Annotated in this window: 15 protein-coding genes; 12 read left to right on the top strand and 3 right to left on the bottom strand. The window is 72.4% G+C overall.

Annotation, left to right across the window (positions count from 1 at the left end; translation table 11 throughout):
* A partial coding sequence (locus E1285_RS33870; protein ID WP_132158660.1) for a GntR family transcriptional regulator occupies window positions 1-662 on the bottom strand: 662 nt, incomplete at its 3' end.
* Window positions 663-809: 147 nt separating this feature from the next.
* Here E1285_RS33870 and E1285_RS33865 point away from each other — a divergent pair.
* Complete coding sequence (locus E1285_RS33865) at window positions 810-2,243, top strand: aldehyde dehydrogenase family protein (protein WP_132158659.1); 1,434 nt, start codon at window positions 810-812, stop codon at window positions 2,241-2,243.
* Here the strand turns inward: E1285_RS33865 and E1285_RS33860 are convergent.
* Window positions 2,226-3,485, bottom strand: coding sequence for a transposase (locus tag E1285_RS33860; RefSeq protein WP_243723236.1), 1,260 nt, complete (start codon window positions 3,483-3,485; stop codon window positions 2,226-2,228). The genes E1285_RS33865 and E1285_RS33860 overlap by 18 nt on opposite strands.
* Window positions 3,486-3,566: 81 nt before the next feature.
* Here E1285_RS33860 and E1285_RS33855 point away from each other — a divergent pair, with 81 nt between their 5' ends.
* The 3 genes from E1285_RS33855 (at window position 3,567) to E1285_RS33845 (ending at window position 7,330) form a co-directional block, all read left to right on the top strand.
* The gene (locus tag E1285_RS33855; protein WP_132158658.1) at window positions 3,567-4,652 is read left to right on the top strand and encodes a Zn-dependent alcohol dehydrogenase; all 1,086 of its coding nucleotides are present in this window, start codon (window positions 3,567-3,569) and stop codon (window positions 4,650-4,652) included.
* Window positions 4,649-5,836, top strand: a complete 1,188-nt coding sequence (locus tag E1285_RS33850) for a CoA transferase (protein ID WP_132158657.1) — start codon at window positions 4,649-4,651, stop codon at window positions 5,834-5,836. The genes E1285_RS33855 and E1285_RS33850 overlap by 4 nt, the downstream gene beginning before the upstream one ends.
* Window positions 5,837-5,917: 81 nt before the next feature.
* Window positions 5,918-7,330 (top strand): MFS transporter, encoded by a 1,413-nt coding sequence (locus E1285_RS33845; protein WP_243723235.1) that lies wholly within the window; start codon window positions 5,918-5,920, stop codon window positions 7,328-7,330.
* Between the two features lie 85 nt (window positions 7,331-7,415).
* On the opposite strand, the gene E1285_RS33840 is transcribed toward E1285_RS33845, so the two are convergent.
* Window positions 7,416-7,910, bottom strand: a complete 495-nt coding sequence (locus E1285_RS33840) for a transcriptional regulator (RefSeq protein ID WP_021597992.1) — start codon at window positions 7,908-7,910, stop codon at window positions 7,416-7,418.
* 446 nt (window positions 7,911-8,356) lie between these two features.
* On the opposite strand from E1285_RS33840, the gene pyrR reads away from it, so the two are divergent.
* The 8 genes from pyrR to pyrF form a co-directional block, all read left to right on the top strand.
* Window positions 8,357-8,965: a bifunctional pyr operon transcriptional regulator/uracil phosphoribosyltransferase PyrR gene (gene pyrR / locus E1285_RS33835; RefSeq protein WP_243723237.1), complete on the top strand. Its 609-nt coding sequence runs from the start codon at window positions 8,357-8,359 to the stop codon at window positions 8,963-8,965.
* Window positions 8,962-9,903 (top strand): aspartate carbamoyltransferase catalytic subunit, encoded by a 942-nt coding sequence (locus E1285_RS33830; protein WP_132158656.1) that lies wholly within the window; start codon window positions 8,962-8,964, stop codon window positions 9,901-9,903. Before pyrR ends, E1285_RS33830 begins: the two co-directional genes overlap by 4 nt.
* Complete coding sequence (locus E1285_RS33825; RefSeq protein ID WP_132158655.1) at window positions 9,900-11,183, top strand: dihydroorotase; 1,284 nt, start codon at window positions 9,900-9,902, stop codon at window positions 11,181-11,183. Before E1285_RS33830 ends, E1285_RS33825 begins: the two co-directional genes overlap by 4 nt.
* Entirely contained in the window at window positions 11,180-12,298 is a 1,119-nt protein-coding gene (gene carA, locus E1285_RS33820; RefSeq protein WP_132158654.1) for a glutamine-hydrolyzing carbamoyl-phosphate synthase small subunit, read from the top strand. The genes E1285_RS33825 and carA overlap by 4 nt, the downstream gene beginning before the upstream one ends.
* Window positions 12,298-15,681 (top strand): carbamoyl-phosphate synthase large subunit, encoded by a 3,384-nt coding sequence (gene carB, locus E1285_RS33815; RefSeq protein ID WP_132158653.1) that lies wholly within the window; start codon window positions 12,298-12,300, stop codon window positions 15,679-15,681. The genes carA and carB overlap by 1 nt, the downstream gene beginning before the upstream one ends.
* Before the next feature lie 76 nt (window positions 15,682-15,757).
* Window positions 15,758-16,645 carry a dihydroorotate dehydrogenase electron transfer subunit gene (locus tag E1285_RS33810; protein WP_132158652.1) on the top strand — a complete coding sequence of 296 codons (888 nt, stop codon included), beginning with the start codon at window positions 15,758-15,760 and terminating at the stop codon, window positions 16,643-16,645.
* Window positions 16,642-17,622 (top strand): dihydroorotate dehydrogenase, encoded by a 981-nt coding sequence (locus E1285_RS33805; protein ID WP_132158651.1) that lies wholly within the window; start codon window positions 16,642-16,644, stop codon window positions 17,620-17,622. The genes E1285_RS33810 and E1285_RS33805 overlap by 4 nt, the downstream gene beginning before the upstream one ends.
* Window positions 17,619-18,244: orotidine-5'-phosphate decarboxylase (pyrF, locus tag E1285_RS33800; RefSeq protein WP_132158650.1), on the top strand; the 626-nt coding region annotated here is incomplete at its 3' end. The genes E1285_RS33805 and pyrF, both read left to right, overlap by 4 nt.

Here is an 18,244-nt window from a genome sequence, read left to right as displayed (position 1 = left end):
ATCAGGAGGCGGCCGATGTGCCTGATGTGGCCGGCCATGGCGGCGCGGGCGGCGGCGGGGTCGCGGGCGCGCAGGGCGTCGAAGACGGCGGAGTGTTCGTGCGCCGAAGCCTCCGCCCAGCCCTCGATGGCGCCGAAGAAGCCCAGCGGGACGTAGTGGACGGTCAGGCCGAGCAGGGACGCCATCCGGGACGAGCCCGAGGAGCGGTTGATCGTCCGGTGGATCTCGTGGTTGAGCCGGTCGACCTGTTCGGCGTCCCGTTCGCGGGCGGCGGCCTCCAGGCGGGCCTGGACCTGCTGGAGGCGCTCGATCTCGGCGCCGTCCAGGGCGCCGGCGGCGCGGGCGGCGAGTTCCCCGGCGATGTAGGCCTGCACGTCGAACAGGTCGGCGACGTCCTGCGCGGTGATGGGCAGCACGCGGAAGCCGCGGCGCGGCTCCCAGCGGACGGCGCCCTCGCTGTGCAGGATCATCAGCGCCTCCCGCACGGGGGTCGCGCTGATGCCCAGTTCGGCGGCCAGATGCTCGGTGCGGACGTAGTCCGGGGCGCGCAGCTCACCGATCATGATGGCCTCGCGGACGTGGGAGGCGACCATCTCGCTGAGCTGGTGCCTGCCGTGCAGCACGGGATCGCGCCCGGCCTCCGACACCTGGCCGACGGGCATGGTCTCCCCCCGCTCTGCTAGCCGGAACGACGTGAGCCTATCGTCGGGAGACCGCGCGGCCCGCCGCGCCGGGCGGGGGCGCGCGACCCGCGGGGAGCGGGTGCCATATTCTATAGAATCCGCCGACATCCACCGCGAGGAGCCGCTGTGCGCGACCGAGACGCCCTCTACATCGACGGAGCGTGGACCAGCCCGCTGGGCGGCGGGGTCATCGCCGTCGAGAACCCCGCGACGGAGCAGACCCTCGCCACCGTGCCCGAGGGCACCGCCGAGGACGCCGACCGCGCCGTCCGGGCCGCCCGCGCCGCGCTGCCGGCCTGGTCGGCCACGTCGTACAAGGAGCGTTCGGAGCTCCTCGGCCGCCTCCACGACGCGCTGGCGAGCCGCGAGGAGGCCATCGCGCGGACGATCGCGAGCGAGGTCGGCACGCCGATGCGCATCGCGACCCGCATCCAGGCGAAGCTGCCGCAGACCGTGGTCGCCGGATACGCCGAGATGATCGCCGGCGGCATCCCCGACGAGCGCACCGGCAACTCCCTGATCGTCCGGGAGCCGGCCGGCGTCGTCGCCGCGATCACGCCGTGGAACTACCCGCTGCACCAGATCACCTGCAAGCTCGCCCCCGCGCTCGCGGCCGGCTGCACCATCGTGATCAAGCCGAGCGAGATCGCCCCGCTGGTCGCCTACGAGCTGATGGACGCCGTCCACGAGGCCGGGCTGCCCGCCGGCGTGGTCAACCTCGTCCCCGGCTACGGCCCGGTCGTCGGCGAGGCGCTCGCCACCCACCCCGAGGTCGACATGGTGTCGTTCACCGGCTCGGTGCGGGCCGGGTCCCGGGTCGCCGAGCTGGCCGCCGGGACCGTCAAGAAGGTCGCGCTGGAGTTGGGCGGCAAGTCCGCGAACGTCATCCTGGACGACGCCGACGTCAAGACCGCCGTGAAGGTCGGCGTCTCCAACGCGTTCCTGAACGGCGGCCAGACGTGCACGGCCTGGACGCGGATGCTCGTCCACCAGGACCTCTACGAGCAGGCCCTCGACCTGGCCAAGGGCTTCGCGGAGGGCTTCGTCCCCGGAGATCCGCTCGACCCGTCCACCAAGCTGGGCCCGATGGTGTCCAAGGCCCAGCTCGACCGGGTGCGCGGCTTCATCGACACCGGCGTCGCCGAGGGCGCGCGGATCGTCACCGGCGGAACCGCCACACCCGACGGTGCCGACCGCGGCCACTACGTCTCCGCGACCGTCCTGGCCGATGTCGACCAGGACGCGACCGTCGCGCAGGAGGAGATCTTCGGGCCGGTGCTGTCGGTCATCCCGTTCCGGGACGAGGACGAGGCGCTCCGGATCGCGAACAACTCCCGCTACGGGCTCGCGGGGGCGGTGTGGGCCGACGACCAGGATCGCGCGGTCGCGTTCGCCCGCCAGGTGAGGACGGGCTCCATCGACGTCAACGGCGGCGCCTACAACCCCCTGGCCCCGTTCGGCGGCTACAAGCAGTCCGGCCTCGGCCGCGAGCTCGGCCGCTTCGGATTCGACGAGTTCACCGAGCTCAAGTCCATCCAGCTGTCAACGGCCCGGCCCTGAAGAGCCAGGCTTGCAACTCGTGACTGCCCCTGACGGAGAGGACGGTGACACGGTCGCATGGGGCGCGTTGACGAGCACCCACGCCGTTCGTGCGCGTCTTTGGACGTTCACGGCGGCGATGTGGTCGGCGGGGCCAGCGAGCCCGCACACGGCGCACGAGAAGTCGTCCCGGGTGGGACGGTTCTTGCGGGACCTGTGCCCGCAGCGCGGGCAGGTCTGGGAGGTGTAGTGCGCGTCCACCTCGATCACTGGTACGCCAGCGCGGAGGGCCTTGTAGCGGAGGAATTCTCCGAGCTGGCGGAACGGCCAGGACGAGTGGGTGGCCCGCTGGTGCCGTGGAACCCTTGTCCGGTCACCGATGCCGTCGAGCTTTTCGAGGGCGATCCCGCGACCGGTGCGTTCGGCATCGGCCACCACCGTCTTCGCGATGGCATGGTTGATGTGAGTGGCGTGCCGAGCCTCCCGGCGCGCCCTGTTCTTCAGCTTGCGCTTGGCCGACCGGGTGCCCTTGGCCTGCAACTCGGCCCGCACTCGCGCCATGCTCCGCCGGTAGCGCTCCAGTCCTCGGCCCTGATGGTTGACCCCATCGGAGGTAGAGGCGAGGTTGGCGATCCCGCGGTCCACGCCGATCCAGTCGCGCGGGTCGCCGTTGAGCGGCTTTTCGGGGATGTCGCAGGTGGCGGCCAGGAACCACTTCCCGCCCCGGTAGAGCAGGTCCGATTCGCCCTGGCGGTGCTCTGCGAGGGTCCTGAGCTGCGTGGGCGAACCGGTGAATGCCACGTCCTTCAACCGGCCCTGCACGGTCCAGATCGACACGGTGCGGGCGTCGACTCGCCACGACAGGTTTCGGTCATCGTAAGTGTGCGCCGCGTCCCGGCGGAAGACGATCGGCTTGGAGGTGGCCTTGATCCGGCGCGGCGAGCCATCCGCGCCCAGCCGCCCGGCCTTGATCTGGCCGCGCAGCGTGGTGTAGGCGTCAACGACGCGTTTGATCACATGCTGGGCCGCTTGCGCACCCAGACCGGCGGCCTTGAGGTCGCCGTAGCACGCGCGGCGCAGGTCGAACACCCGGCCCTTGAGCCCGAACCGGCCGAACGCGGCGGCCGACACCTGGCTCGCGGCCGTGTTGACAGCGTGCAGAGTCGCCGCCAGCGCCGCCGCCTGCTCGGGCGACGGCAGCAGCTTCACCTGCACCACGATCTTCACGGCCACAATTGTAGCGGTACGCACCGACGAAACCACTCAACGCAACCGAGATCACTCAAGACATCGTATGAACCTGCATGTCAGACGCCCGCTGAACCGTTAGCCGAGGAGAACACCATGGTCAAGGCCGTCGTCGCCACCGAACCGGACGCGCCGCCGCGGGTCCGTGACATCGAGCTGCCCCCGGTCGGCCCCGGTGACGTCCGGGTCCGGGTGGCGGCGGCCGGGGTGTGCCACTCCGACCTGTCGATGATCAACGGCACGCTCGCGCCGAAGTTCCCGCTCGTCCTCGGACACGAGGCCGCGGGGACGGTCGCCGAGGTGGGCGCGGACGTGACGAAGGTGCGGGCCGGCGACCGCGTCGTGCTGAACTGGGCCGCCGCCTGCGGCGAGTGCTGGTTCTGCCGGCAGGACGAGCCGTGGCTGTGCAGCGCCGTGGAGGGGGCCATGAGCCCTGCGTCCGGCGCCACCCTGGACGGCGCCGAACTCTACGCGTGCATGGGCGTCGGCGGGTTCGCCGAAGAGCTGGTCGCCCCGGAGCGCTCGGTCGTGCCGCTGCCCGCGTCCGCCCCGCTCGACCTGGGGGCGCTCCTCGGCTGCGCCGTGCTCACGGGCATCGGCGCCGTCCGCAACACCGCCCAGGTTCGTGAAGGGCAGTCGGTGCTGGTCATCGGCCTGGGCGGCATCGGGTTGTCGACCGTCATGGGAGCGCGCCTCGCCGGTGCCGGAACCATCATCGCCGTGGACCGAGGCACCGAAAAGGAAGAACTGGCGACGACGGCGGGCGCAACGCACTACCTCGAAGCGGACCCCAAACTGGCCAAGCAGGTCCGCGCCCTGACCGAGGGACGCGGCGCCGACCACGCCTTCGAATGCGTCGGCAAGGCGGACCTGATCCGGACGGCGTGGCAGTCGGTGCGCCGCGGCGGGCAGTGCACGGTCGTCGGCGTCGGGGCCCGCGACGACTCGACGAACTTCAACGCCCTGGAGCTGTTCCACTTCAACCGGCGGCTGACCAGTTCGGTCTACGGCTCGTCCGACCCCGACCGGGACGTCCCGCGGCTCGCGGAGGAGATCGAGGCGGGACGGCTCGACCTGTCCACCCTGGTCACCCACCGCATCGGTCTGGACGGCGTCGCCGAGGCGTTCGACCGGATGCGGGCCGGGCACGGTGCGCGCTCCCTCATCGAGATCGCCCCATGACGGGACCACTCCCGCTCGCCGGGATGCGCGTGGTGGAGCTGTCCAGCTTCGTCGCCGTGCCGCTGGGCGGGATGACGCTCGCCCAGCTCGGCGCGGACGTCATCCGTGTCGACCAGATCGGCGGCGGCCCCGACATCGACCGCTGGCCGCTCGCACCGTCCGGCCGGAGCCTGTACTGGGCCGGGCTCAACAAGGGCAAGCGGTCCCTCACCGCCGACCTGCGTTCCCCAGAGGGCCGTGGACTGGTCGCTGATCTCGTCGCCGAGAGCGGCATCGTCCTGACCAACGCCCCACCACGCGACGGGCTCACCTACGAGGCGCTGCGGGACAGGCGGCCCGACCTGATTCACGTCCAGCTCCAGGGCCGCCGGGACGGAGGCAACGCCGTCGACTACACGGTGAACGCCGGCATGGGCTTCCCGTCCGTCACGGGCCCGTCCGACCAGACCGCCCCCGTCAACCATGCGCTTCCCGCCTGGGACATCGCGTGCGGCCTCTACCTGACCATCGGCCTGCTGGCGGCCGAACGGCACCGCCTGCGCACGGGCGAAGGCCAGAGCCTCCACGTGGCGCTGGAGGACGTGGCCCTGGCCACGGCCGGGAACCTCGGCTACCTCGCCGAGGCCCAGCTGGGCGGCGTACGCCCGCGGCTGGGCAACAACCTCTTCGGCGACTTCGGCCGCGACTTCGCCACCGCCGACGGCCGCGTCATGGTCGTCACCCTCACCCCCCGCCACTGGCGCGACCTGGTGCAGGCCACCGGCCTCGGCGAAGTGACCGCGGCCCTGGAACGCGCCCTCGACGCCGACTTCCGTCAGGCGGGAGACCGCTACACCTACCGCGAGGCACTCGCGGGCGTCCTGGCGCCCTGGTTCGCGTCCCGCACCTGCGAGCAGGCCGAGGACGCCCTGAAGGGCACGTCCGTCCTCTGTTCCCGCTACCGCGACTTCACGGAGCTGGCCGCCGGCCTGGACACCGAACCCCTCATGGCCGAACTGGACCAGCCCGGCGTAGGCGCGCACCTGGCCCCGGGCTCCCCGCTCCGCCTGGGCGGGACGTCCCCGCCGCCGACCCTGGCCCCGGCCCTGGGCCAGCACACCGACGAGATCCTCCAGACCGTCCTCTCCCTCTCCCCGCACGAAGCGGACGCCCTCCGCACCCGCCGCGTGGCCGGAGAACCCTGACCGGTTGTGGCGCGGGGCCTTCCCGGGGCTTTTTCGCGGCCATGTGAGATTGTTAGGCTTGCGAACTAAAGGGAGGTCTCGGTGGTGGCGCGCGGCGGGCGGGGGCTGGTACCGCTGCTCGCCTTCCTCGGCGTGATGGCCTACTCGCTGTCCATGGCCGTCGTGACGCCCGCGCTGCCGCAGATCCAGGAGGGGCTGGACACCACGCCCGCCGGCGCCGCGTGGGCGCTCACCGCGATGACGCTGTCCGCGGCGGTCGCCACGCCGGTGATCGGGCGCCTGGGGGACCTGTACGGCGCGCGGCGCGTCCTGCTGGCCGTCCTCGCGGTCGCCACCGCGGGCATGGTCGTCGCCGCCGTGGCGTGGACGGTACCGGTCATGCTGGCCGGGCGCGCCCTCAGCGGCATCGGCAGCGGCGTCTTCCCGCTGGCGTACACGATCATCAGGGACGTCGTCCCGCCCGCCAAGAGGGCCTCGGCGGTGGGGCTCATGTCGTCCATGCTGGGCCTCGGCGGGGCGGTCTCCTGGTGCCTGGCCGGGCCGATCATCGACTTCCTGGGGTGGCGGTGGCTGCTCTGGGTGCCGGTCGCCGGCCTGGTGCCCGGTCTGGCCCTCGCCTGGTGGATCGTTCCAAGACCGGAGCGCCGCGTCGCCGCCAGGGTCGACTGGTGGGGCGCCGCCCTCTTCGCCGCCTGGCTGGTCGCCGCCCTCACCGCGATCACCCAGGGCATGGAATGGGGCTGGACGTCCCCGGGCGTCCTCGGCCTGCTCGCCGTCTCGCTCGTGGCCTTCGCCGCCTGGCTGTGGGTGGAGGGCCGGGTCACCGAGCCCCTGATCGACCTGCGGCAGATGCGGGCGCGCGGCGTCTGGACGGCGCACGCCGCGTCGCTGCTGGCCGGCTACGCGCTCATGGCGGGCGGGCTCCTGTTCCCGCTGCTCGTCCAGCTCCCGGAGGACACCGGCTACGGCTTCGGCGGTACGGCCACCCAGGCGGCCCTGCTGCAGCTGCCCGCCAGCATCGGCATGACGGCCGCCGGAATGACGGCGGGACTCCTCGACCGGCGGATCGGGTCCCGCACGGTCCTCCTCGGCGGGGCGGTGATGACGGGGCTCGGCTACGCGTTCGTGGCCGTCCAGCACGAGGACATGTGGCACCTCTACGCCGGCGGCCTGGCCAGGGGCATCGGCCTGGGCTTCGCCTACGCGGCCGTCGCGAACCTCATCGTCGCCGCCGTCCCCGCGAGCGAGACCGGCGTGGCCACCGGCGTCAACACCCTCATCCGGACGGTCGGCGCGTCCCTCGGGCCCCAGGTCAGCGCCCTCATCCTCGTCGCGGTCCCCGGCGAAGGCGGCTACACCGCGGGTTTCGCGATGAGCGCCGCCGTCATCGCCCTCGTCGTCCCCCTGGCCCTGCTCGTCCCGCGGCGAAGGCGCCCGGCCGCCGCGCGTCTGGCGGACGCGCCGCGCTCCGCACCCGTCGCGGTGAAGCGTTGATCACGGCCGGGACGCGGAACGGGGCCCGGCGCGGTGCCGGGCCCCGTCTCGATGGTGCGGTGTAGCGGGGGTGGTGCGTGATCTATCAGAACGACTCGACGGCGCGGCGCGCCTCCGGGTCGAGGACGCCCCAGCCGATGAGCTCTTCGGTCAGCTCCGTCGGGGACTTGTCATAGATGACCGCGAGTGAACGCAGGTCTTCCTGGCGGATGGACAGGACCTTTCCGTTGTAGTCGCCCCGCTGGCTCTGAATCGTCGCGGCGTAACGGGCGAGTGGACCGGCCTTGTCTTTCGGAAGCTGCTGCAACCGCTCTAGATCGATCACGAGCTTGGGTGTAGGCCCGAGCGGGCTCGGCGCGGCTCCGCCGGGCAGCAACTCGGAAACCGGCACGCCATAGAAATCGGCGAGCTCGGCCAGCTTCTGAACGGTGACGGCGCGGTCGCCCCGCTCGTACGAACCCACGACGACGGCCTTCCAGCGGCCGCGTGACTTCTCCTCCACGCCGTGCAGGGACAGGCCCTGCTGGGTGCGGATGGCGCGCAGGCGCGCGCCGAGAGCCTTAGCGTATTCAGACGGCATTGTGCGGCCCCCAGGCTCACTTTCGTCGTCGTCGGACTCCGGTGTTCCACCGGAGGGGGACAGTTCTGCGGGGCCATTGCGCCACAGGAGCCTGTCCCCAGGGATGGTTACGGACAGTGACGGTAAAACGGAGAAGGCCCTAGGTCAAGCTGATTGGAAAAAAGCGGTCGAATCCGCCGGACTCGATCCGGACGGTCCGGATCGTCCGCAGGCCCTGCGGGCACGGCGTGCACGGCCGGTCACGCGGCCGATCCGCGGCCCGCCGGCCGGTCGAGTGTGATGCCTCTCACCTGCGAAGACGTGGACCGGTCCGGGTGCGGCGCGGTCCGCCTCTGCTGCTACCGTGTGGGAGACAAGACGTCCTTTAAGGCCCGTCCAGTGAGGCGGGAAAGGAGGTTTCGGTGGTGAATGCTGCCTCCAGGCCGGAACAGCCTGCGGGGGCGCGTGTGGCGGACGGTGACCCCCGGCCCAAGGCCGTTCTGGAGGGACCGGACATCAGGCGCGCGCTGACCCGCATCGCACACGAGATCCTCGAGCGGACCAAGGGCGGTCACGACGTCCTGCTGCTCGGCATCCAGACCCGCGGCGTGACGCTGGCCGAGCGGCTGGCGGGGGCGCTGCGCGAGGTCGAGGGCCGCCCGGTGCCCTGGGGCTCGCTCGACGTGACGATGTACCGGGACGACCTGCGGATGCGGCCCGCCCGCGCGCTCGGCCGCACCGAGCTGCCCTCCGGGGGGATCGACGACCGCGTCGTCGTCCTGGTCGACGACGTCCTGTTCTCCGGGCGGACGGTCCGCGCCGCGCTGGACGCCGTCAACGACCTCGGGCGGCCGCGGGCCGTCCAGCTGGCCGTGCTGGTCGACCGCGGGCACCGGGAGCTGCCGATCCGCGCCGACTACGTGGGCAAGAACCTGCCCACCTCGATGCGCGAGACCGTCAAGGTCCTGCTGGACGAGAACGACGGGCGCGACGCCGTGCTGCTGGGGCCCGTGGTGGGGCCCGTGGTGGGGCCGGTGGCGGGACCCGCGCCCGGCCCGACGGGGAGTGCCGTATGAACCGCCATCTGATCTCCGCCGCCGACCTGAGCCGCGACGACGCGCTGCTCGTCCTCGACACGGCCGAGGAGCTCGCGCAGATCGCCGGCCGCTCCATCAAGAAGCTGCCGACGCTGCGCGGCCGGACGGTCGTCAACCTGTTCTTCGAGGACTCCACGCGCACCCGCATCTCGTTCGAGGCCGCCGCCAAGCGGCTGTCCGCGGACGTCATCAACTTCTCCGTCAAGGGATCGAGCGTCTCCAAGGGCGAGAGCCTGAAGGACACCGCGCTCACGCTGGAGGCGATGGGCGCGGACGGCGTCGTCATCCGGCACGGCGCCTCGGGCGCGCCGCACCGGCTGGCGGGCTGGGTGCAGGGAAGCGTGGTCAACGCCGGCGACGGCACGCACGAGCACCCGACACAGGCCCTCCTGGACGCGTTCACCATGCGCCAGCGCCTCGGCGACCTGGAGGGCCGCAAGGTCACGATCGTGGGCGACGTCCTGCACAGCCGGGTGGCACGATCCAACGTCCTGCTGCTCGACACGCTCGGCGCCGACGTCACCGTGGTCGCGCCGCCGACGCTGCTGCCCGTCGCGGTCGACGCCTGGCCGTGCTCGGTCTCCTACGACCTCGACGGGGTGCTCCCCAAGAGCGACGTCATCATGATGCTGCGCGTGCAGCAGGAGCGGATGAACGCCTCCTACTTCCCGAGCGTGCGCGAGTACAGCCGCCGCTACGGCCTGGACGTCGAGCGCATGGCGGAGCTTCCCGACCACGCCATCGTCATGCACCCGGGGCCGATGAACCGCGGCGTCGAGATCGCCGCGGAGGTCGCCGACTCCGTCCGTTCCACCATCGTCGACCAGGTCGCCAACGGAGTCAGCGCCCGGATGGCCGTCCTCTATCTGCTGCTCGGGGGCTCCGAGCCCGCCATCGGCCAGGAGGTCTCCCAGTGACGTACATCATCAAGGGCGTGCGCGTTCTCGGTGCGGAGGGCGCCGACATCCTGGTGCGCGACGGCGTCATCGCCGAGGTGGGGTCCGCGCTGGACGCGGGTGGAGCGCAGACCATCGACGCCGAAGGGCTCATAGCCCTGCCCGGCCTCGTGGACCTGCACACCCATCTGCGCGAGCCCGGCCGGGAGGACGCCGAGACCGTCGAGTCAGGGACGAAGGCGGCCGCCATGGGCGGATACACCGCCGTCCACGCCATGGCCAACACCGACCCCGTCGCCGACACGGCCGGCGTGGTCGAGCAGGTATGGCGCCTGGGGCGCGAGGCCGGATACTGCGACGTCCAGCCCGTCGGGGCGGTCACCCGGAGCATCGCCGGGGAGCAGCTCGCCGAACTGGGCGCGATGGCCGACTCCGCCGCCCGGGTACGGGTCTTCTCCGACGACGGGCACTGCGTGTCGGACGCGGTCATCATGCGCAGGGCGCTGGAGTACGTGAAGGCGTTCGACGGCGTCGTCGCCCAGCACGCGCAGGAGCCCCGCCTGACCGAGGGCGCGCAGATGAACGAGGGCGAGATGTCCGCCGCGCTCGGCCTGCGGGGCTGGCCCGCCGTCGCCGAGGAGGCGATCATCGCCCGGGACGTGCTGCTCGCCCAGCACGTCGGGTCGCGGCTGCACGTGTGCCACGTGTCCACGGCCGGCTCGGTGGAGATCATCCGGTGGGCCAAGAGCAAGGGCTGCCCGGTGACCGCCGAGGTCACCCCCCACCACCTGCTGCTGGACGACGCCCGCGCCGGCTCCTACGACCCGATCTTCAAGGTCAACCCGCCGCTGCGCACCGCCGACGACGTCACCGCGCTGCGGCACGCCCTCGCGGACGGGACCATCGACTGCGTCGCCACCGACCACGCCCCGCACCCGGTCGAGGCCAAGGAGACCGAGTGGGCGGTCGCCGCGATGGGCATGATCGGCCTGGAGACGGCGCTGCCGGTCGTCCACGAGGCCATGGTCGAGACAGGGCTGCTCGACTGGGCCGGGGTCGCCGCCCGCATGTCGGCCGTCCCCGCCCGCATCGGCCGCCTTTCCGGACAGGGTCGTCCGATCGAGGCAGGCTCGCCCGCCAACATCACGCTGTACGACCCGTCGCCCCGCCGCGCCGTGGACCCGTCCGCCATGACCTCCAAGAGCCGCAACACCCCGTTCGCGGGGCTGGAGCTGCCCGGCCGGGTCGCCGCGACGTTCCTGCGCGGCCAGCCGACCGTCCTCGAAGGGAAGCTCCAATGAACTTTGCTCTGCTCGTTCTGGAAGACGGCAGGGTGTTCCGCGGGGCCGCGTACGGCGCCGAGGGGGAGACCTTCGGCGAGATGGTCTTCAACACCGGGATGACCGGCTACCAGGAGACGCTCACCGACCCCTCGTACGCCCGCCAGATCGTGGCCATGACGTCCCCCCACATAGGCAACACCGGCATCAACGGCCACGACCCCGAGTCGGACCGGATCCAGGTGGCCGGCTATGTGGTGCGTGAGCCCGCGCGTGTGGCGTCCAGCTGGCGCGCCACCGGGTCGCTGGGGTCGGCGCTGCGCGAGCAGGGAGTGGTGGGCATCTCCATCCCCGGCACGCGTGCGCTGACGCGGCACCTGCGCGACCGGGGCGCGATGCGCGCGGGCGTCTTCAGCGGCGCGGCCGCGGTCGCGCCCGGCGAGGACGCCCTGCTGGAGCGGGTGCGGCGGAGCCCCTCGATGGAGGGCGCCGACCTCGCGCGGGACGTGTCGACCACCGAGCCGTACATCGTCCCGGCGCAGGGGGACAAGCGCTACACCGTCGCGGCCGTGGACCTCGGCATCAAGGCGATGACCCCGCACCGGCTGGCCGTCCGGGGGTGCGAGGTGCACGTCCTGCCGGCGGCGAGCACGGCCGAGGAGATCCTCGCCCTCCGCCCGGACGGCGTGTTCTTCTCCAACGGCCCCGGAGACCCCGCCGCCGCGGGCTACGCGGTGGAGGCGCTCAAAGGCGTCCTCGACTCCCGGACCCCGTTCTTCGGCATCTGCTTCGGCAACCAGATCTTCGGCCGCGCGCTCGGCCTCGGGACGTACAAGCTGCGGTTCGGCCACCGGGGCATCAACCAGCCCGTGCAGGACCGGGCGACCGGCAGGGTCCACATCTCGGCCCACAACCACGGGTTCGCGGTGGACGCCCCCGCGGACGGCACGTTCGACACGCCCTACGGCCCGGGTGAGGTCACCCACGTCAACCTCAACGACGGCTGTGTGGAAGGGCTGAGACTCCTGGAACGTCCGGCGTTCAGCGTCCAGTACCACCCGGAGGCCGCGGCCGGTCCGCACGACGCGTCCGGGCTCTTCGAGCGTTTCTGCGAGCAGATGGAGGCGTCGAGGTAATGCCGCGCCGCGAAGAACTGAAGTCCGTCCTGGTCATCGGCTCCGGGCCGATCGTCATCGGCCAGGCGTGCGAGTTCGACTACTCCGGCACCCAGGCGTGCCGGGTGCTCAGGGCCGAGGGCCTGCGGGTGACGCTGGTCAACAGCAACCCGGCCACGATCATGACCGACCCCGAGTTCGCCGACGCCACCTATGTCGAGCCGATCACCCCCGAGGTCGTCGAGAAGATCATCGCGAAGGAGCGGCCGGACGCGCTGCTGCCCACGCTCGGCGGCCAGACGGCCCTGAACACCGCCATCGCGCTCTACGAGGGCGGCGTCCTCGCCAAGTACGGCGTCGAGCTGATCGGCGCCGACGTGGACGCGATCCAGGCGGGGGAGAACCGCGAGAAGTTCAAGGACGTCGTCGCCAAGGTCGCGCGCGAGCGGGGCCTGAACGCCGAGTCCGCGCGGTCGCGCATCTGCCACTCGATGGAGGACTGCCTCGCCGCGGCGGGGGAGCTGGGCTACCCGGTCGTCGTGCGTCCGTCGTTCACGATGGGCGGCGCCGGATCCGGCTTCGCCCACGACGAGGACGACCTGCGCCGCATGGCCGGGACGGGCCTCGACGCGTCGCCGACCAGCGAGGTGCTCCTGGAGGAGTCGATCCTCGGCTGGAAGGAGTACGAGCTGGAGGTCATGCGCGACCGCCACGACAACGTGGTGATCGTGTGCTCGATCGAGAACCTCGACCCGATGGGCGTGCACACCGGCGACTCGATCACGGTCGCGCCCGCGCTGACGCTGACCGACCGCGAGTACCAGAACATGCGCGACGTCGCGATCGCGGTGATCCGCGAGGTCGGCGTCGACACCGGCGGCTGCAACATCCAGTTCGCCGTCCACCCCGGCACCGGCCGGATGATCGTCATCGAGATGAACCCGCGGGTGTCGCGGTCGTCGGCGCTGGCGTCCAAGGCCACCGGCTTCCCGATCGCCAAGATCGCGGCGAAGCTGGCGATCGGGTACACGCTGGACGAGATCCCGAACGACATCACCCGCGAGACGCCCGCGTCGTTCGAGCCCACGCTCGACTACGTCGTGGTGAAGGTGCCCCGGTTCGCGTTCGAGAAGTTCCCCGGCGCGGACGGCACGCTCACCACGCACATGAAGTCGGTGGGCGAGGCCATGGCCATCGGGCGCTGCTTCACCGAGGCCCTGCAGAAGGCCCTGCGGTCGCTGGAGCAGAAGGGCTCGTCGTTCGGCTGGGCGGGCACGGCCGGGCCCGCAAGCCTGGACGCCGGGGCGCTGACCGAGTCGGCCAGGCGCCCGCATGACGGACGGCTCAAGGACGTCCAACGCGCGCTCTGGGCCGGAGCCACCGTCGAGGAGCTCTACGAGGCGACCGGCATCGACCCCTGGTTCCTCGACCAGATCGCCGCCATCAACGAGATCGCCGAGGAGATCCGCACCGCCGACGACGCGCTCACCAGGGACAAGCTGCTGCGCGCCAAGCGCCACGGGTTCTCCGACGCGCAGATCGGCGAGCTGCGGAACCTCTCCGAGGCGGTCGTCAGGGAGCTGCGCCACGCCCTCGGCATCCGGCCCGTCTACCTCACCGTGGACACCTGCGCCGCCGAGTTCGAGGCGCAGACCCCGTACCTCTACTCGGCCTACGACGAGGAGACCGAGGTGCCGCCGGGCACCAGGCCCAAGGTGATCATCCTCGGGAGCGGGCCGAACCGCATCGGCCAGGGCGTCGAGTTCGACTACTCCTGCGTCCACGCGTCGTTCACGCTGGCCGAGGCGGGCTTCGAGACCGTCATGGTCAACTGCAACCCGGAGACGGTCTCCACCGACTACGACACCTCCGACCGGCTCTACTTCGAGCCCCTCACGCTGGAGGACGTCCTAGAGGTCGTCTACGCGGAGCAGCAGTCCGGTGAGGTCGCCGGCGTCATCGTCCAGCTCGGCGGCCAGACGCCCCTGGGGCTCGCCCAGAAGCTCAAGGACGCCGGCGTCCCGATCGTGGGCACCTCCCCGGAGAGCATCCACCTCGCGGAGGAGCGCGGCGCGTTCGGACGCGTCCTGCACAGGGCCGGGCTGCTCGCGCCCAAGCACGGCACCGCCACCTCCTACGAGGAGGCCCGCGAGATCGCCGACGAGATCGGCTACCCCGTCCTCGTGCGCCCGTCGTACGTCCTCGGCGGGCGCGGCATGGAGATCGTGTACGACGACGCCACGCTGGACGCGTACATGACCCGCGCCACCGAAGCGAGCCCCGAACACCCCGTCCTGGTCGACCGCTTCCTGGACGAGGCCATCGAGATCGACGTGGACGCCCTGTACGACGGCGAGGAGCTGTACCTCGGCGGTGTCATGGAGCACATCGAGGAGGCCGGCATCCATTCCGGCGACTCGGCGTGCGCGCTGCCGCCGATCACCCTCGGGCACGACGACATCCGCCGCATCCGGGAGGCGACGGAGGCGCTCGCGCAGGGCGTGGGGGTGCGCGGGCTCATGAACGTCCAGTACGCGCTCTCCGCGGGCGTCCTGTACGTCCTGGAGGCCAACCCGCGCGCGTCCCGCACGATCCCGTTCGTGTCGAAGGCGACGGCCGTGCCGCTCGCCAAGGCGGCCGCCCGCGTCATGATGGGCGCCACCATCGCCGGGCTGCGCGCCGAGGGCATGCTGCCCGAGGCGGGCGACGGCGGGACCCTGCCGCTGGACGCGCCGATCGCGGTGAAGGAGGCCGTCCTGCCGTTCGACCGGTTCCGCAACGAGCGCGGGCAGGGCGTCGACACCGTCCTCGGGCCCGAGATGCGCTCGACCGGCGAGGTCATGGGCATCGACGAGGTGTTCGGCACCGCCTTCGCCAAGTCGCAGCAGGCCGCCTACGGCTCGCTGCCGACCAAGGGGCGCGCGTTCGTCGCCGTGGCGAACCGGGACAAACGGCACATGGTGTTCCCCGTCAAGCGCCTCGCTGACCTGGGCTTTGAGATTCTTGCCACGGAGGGGACCGCCGAGGTCCTGCGCCGCAACGGCGTGCGTGCCAAGATCGTGCGCAAGCACAGCGAGGGTCCGGGCCCGTCCGGCGAGCCCACGATCGTGCGGCGCGTCCTGGACGGCGAGGTCGACCTCATCGTCAACACTCCCTTCGGCAGCCCGGGGCAGTCCGGGCCGCGGCTCGACGGCTACGAGATCCGTACCGCGGCCGTGCTGCGGGGCGTACCGTGCGTGACGACCGTCCAGGGCCTCGCGGCGGCCGTGCAGGGCATCGAGGCCGTCGCGGGCGGCCAGGTCGGCGTCCGCTCCCTCCAGGAGCACGCCGAGCGGCTCGGCGGCTCGCACGGGCGCGCCGCCGGGCGGGCACCGGACGGTGACGGAAGTATGGCGCTCGGGTGACCGAAGCCGTGCGGGCGGGCCAGGCCGAAAAGCCGCGCCCGCCCGGCCGGCGCACGCGACGAGGAGAGGGAGACGGGTGTCCGACACACCGGTGCAGACGTCGGGGACGGTTCTGACGGTCCGCCAGGTGCAGGACTACCACGCGCTGACGCTGGTGGCCCCGGCCATAGCCGAGCGGTTCCGGCCCGGCCAGTTCGTGGCGCTCGCCGTCGGCGGCGAGCACACGTCCCGGCTGATCCGCCGCTGCTTCGGGGTGCACGACGTCAAGTCCGACTACGGCGGCACCGTCGAGCTGGTGTTCGCCGACACCGAGCCCGGCACCGCCTGGCTCGCCGGGCGCCGCTCCCGCGACCAGCTCGACCTCGTCGGGCCGCTCGGACGCCCGTTCCGGCTGCCCCGCGACCCGGTGAACTGCCTGCTCGCCGGCGGCGGCCCCGGCGCCGCCGCCATGTTCGCCCTCGCCGACGCCCTGCTGCGGCGCGGCTGCCAGGTGCACTTCGTGCTCGGCGGGCCGTCCGCCCGGCAGGTGTTCGGCTCCCGCATGGCGCAGCGCATCGGCGACAGCTCCACCGTCGCCACCGAGGACGGGTCGATGGGGGAGAAGGGCACCGTCCGCGACGTCATGCCCCGCGTCATCGAGGAGACCGGCGCCGACGTCGTCTACGGGTGCGGCCCCACGGACCTGCTCAGATCGGTCACGCAGGTCGCCGGCGACTACGGCCTGCCCTCGCAGGTGTCGGTCGAGGAGTTCCTCCAGCGGACGGGCGCGTGCGGCATCGGCGTGTGCATGACGTGCATGCTCCCCGTCCACGGCGACGACGGCGTGACCCGGATGGTGCGCGCCTGCGCGGACGGCCCCGTCCTGCGCGGCGACCGCGTCCGGTGGGGCGACCTCGGAACCATCCCGTTCGACGCGCTCGGTGCGCCGCGCGTCCTGAGCGTCTCCGAAGGGGGGTCGCAGTGAGCGACCGGGTCAAGACCACACTCGGGCCCCTGGAGCTTCCCAACCCCGTCATGACGGCCTCCGGGTGCGGGGGGACGGGACGGGAGCTCGCCCAGTTCTTCGACCTCACCCGCCTGGGCGCGTTCGTCACCACGTCCGTGATGGCGCAAGCGCGCGCGGGGCGGCCCACACCTCGGGTCACCGAAACGCCCAGCGGTCTCCTCACCGCCATGGGGCTCCCCGGTCCCGGCGTCGAGAATTTCCTGGAACGCGACCTTCCGTGGCTCATGGAGCAGGACGTCCGCACGATCGTCTCCGTCGCCGGCAACAGCGTCGAGGAGTACGGCGAACTCGGGCGCCGCCTCCGCAACGTCCCGGGCATCGCCGCGATCGAGGTCAACATCGCCTGCACGAACGTCGAGGACCGCGGCCGCATGTTCGCCTGGCACCCCGCCGCCGCCGCGTCCGTCGTCCGCGCCGTGCGCGACCACGCCCGGCCCGGCGTCCCCATCTTCGCCAAGCTCGCCCCCGACGTGACCGACATCGTCACCGTGGCCCTGGCCTGCGTCGACGCGGGCGCGGACGGCCTCACGCTCATCAACACCATGGAGGCCATGGCGATCGACCCGCGGACGCTCCGCCCCGCCCTCACCGGCGTGTCGGGCGGCCTGTCCGGGCCCGCCGTCCGGCCCGTCGCGATCCGCTGCGTCTACCAGGTGCACGCCGCGCTGCCCAGCACGCCCATCGTCGGCGTCGGCGGCATCGCCACCGGGCTGGACGCCCTGGAGTTCATCCTCGCCGGCGCCTCCGCCGTCGCCGTCGGGACCGCCGTCTTCCACGACCCGTCGGCCGGGCCCCGCGTCCTGCGCGAGCTGGAGGAGGCCCTCGCGGCCCGCCGCATCGGGAGCGTCGCCGACGCCGTGGGCCTCGCGCACAAGCCCGCCGGGTACGTCCCGCCCCAGGTGAGCCCGCAAGAGCCCGAGAAGGAGAAGCTGTGACCGCCCCCATCGCCGTCGCGCTGGACGCGCCCGACCTGGAGACGGCCGCGCGCTGGGCCACCCTGGTCACACCGCACGTCTCCACCGTCAAAGTGGGCCTGGAGCTCTACCTGCGGTACGGGCCCGACGTCGTCGCCAGCGTCCGGGGCGCCAGCCGCGTCCAGGTTTTCCTGGACCTCAAACTGCACGACATCCCCGCGACCGTCCGCGGCGCCGCCGCCGCCGTCGCCCGCCTCAAGCCGTCCTACCTGACCGTGCACGCCGCCGGCGGGCCCGCGATGATCCGCGCGGCGGTCGAGGCCGTCCCGACCGTGAAGATCGCCGCGGTGACCGTGCTGACGTCCCTCGACGAGGCCGATCTCACCGCCCTCGGCCTCGCGGGCCCCGCCCCGGACGCCGTGCGCCGGCTGGCCGTCCTCGCCGTCGAGGCGGGCGCCCAGGCGCTCGTGTGCTCCCCGCAGGAGGCCGCCGCGGTCCGCGCCGAGGTCGGCCCCGGCATCACGCTCATCACCCCCGGTGTCCGCCCCGCCGGCTCCGCCAACCAGGACCAGGCCCGCGTCGCCACCCCCGAGGACGCCCTGGCCGCGGGCGCCGACCTGCTGGTCATAGGCCGACCCATCAC

The sequence above is a fragment of the Actinomadura sp. 7K507 genome (assembly GCF_004348425.1).
Lineage (GTDB): Bacteria > Actinomycetota > Actinomycetes > Streptosporangiales > Streptosporangiaceae > Spirillospora.
This window is presented reverse-complemented; position numbering and strand designations above follow the sequence as displayed.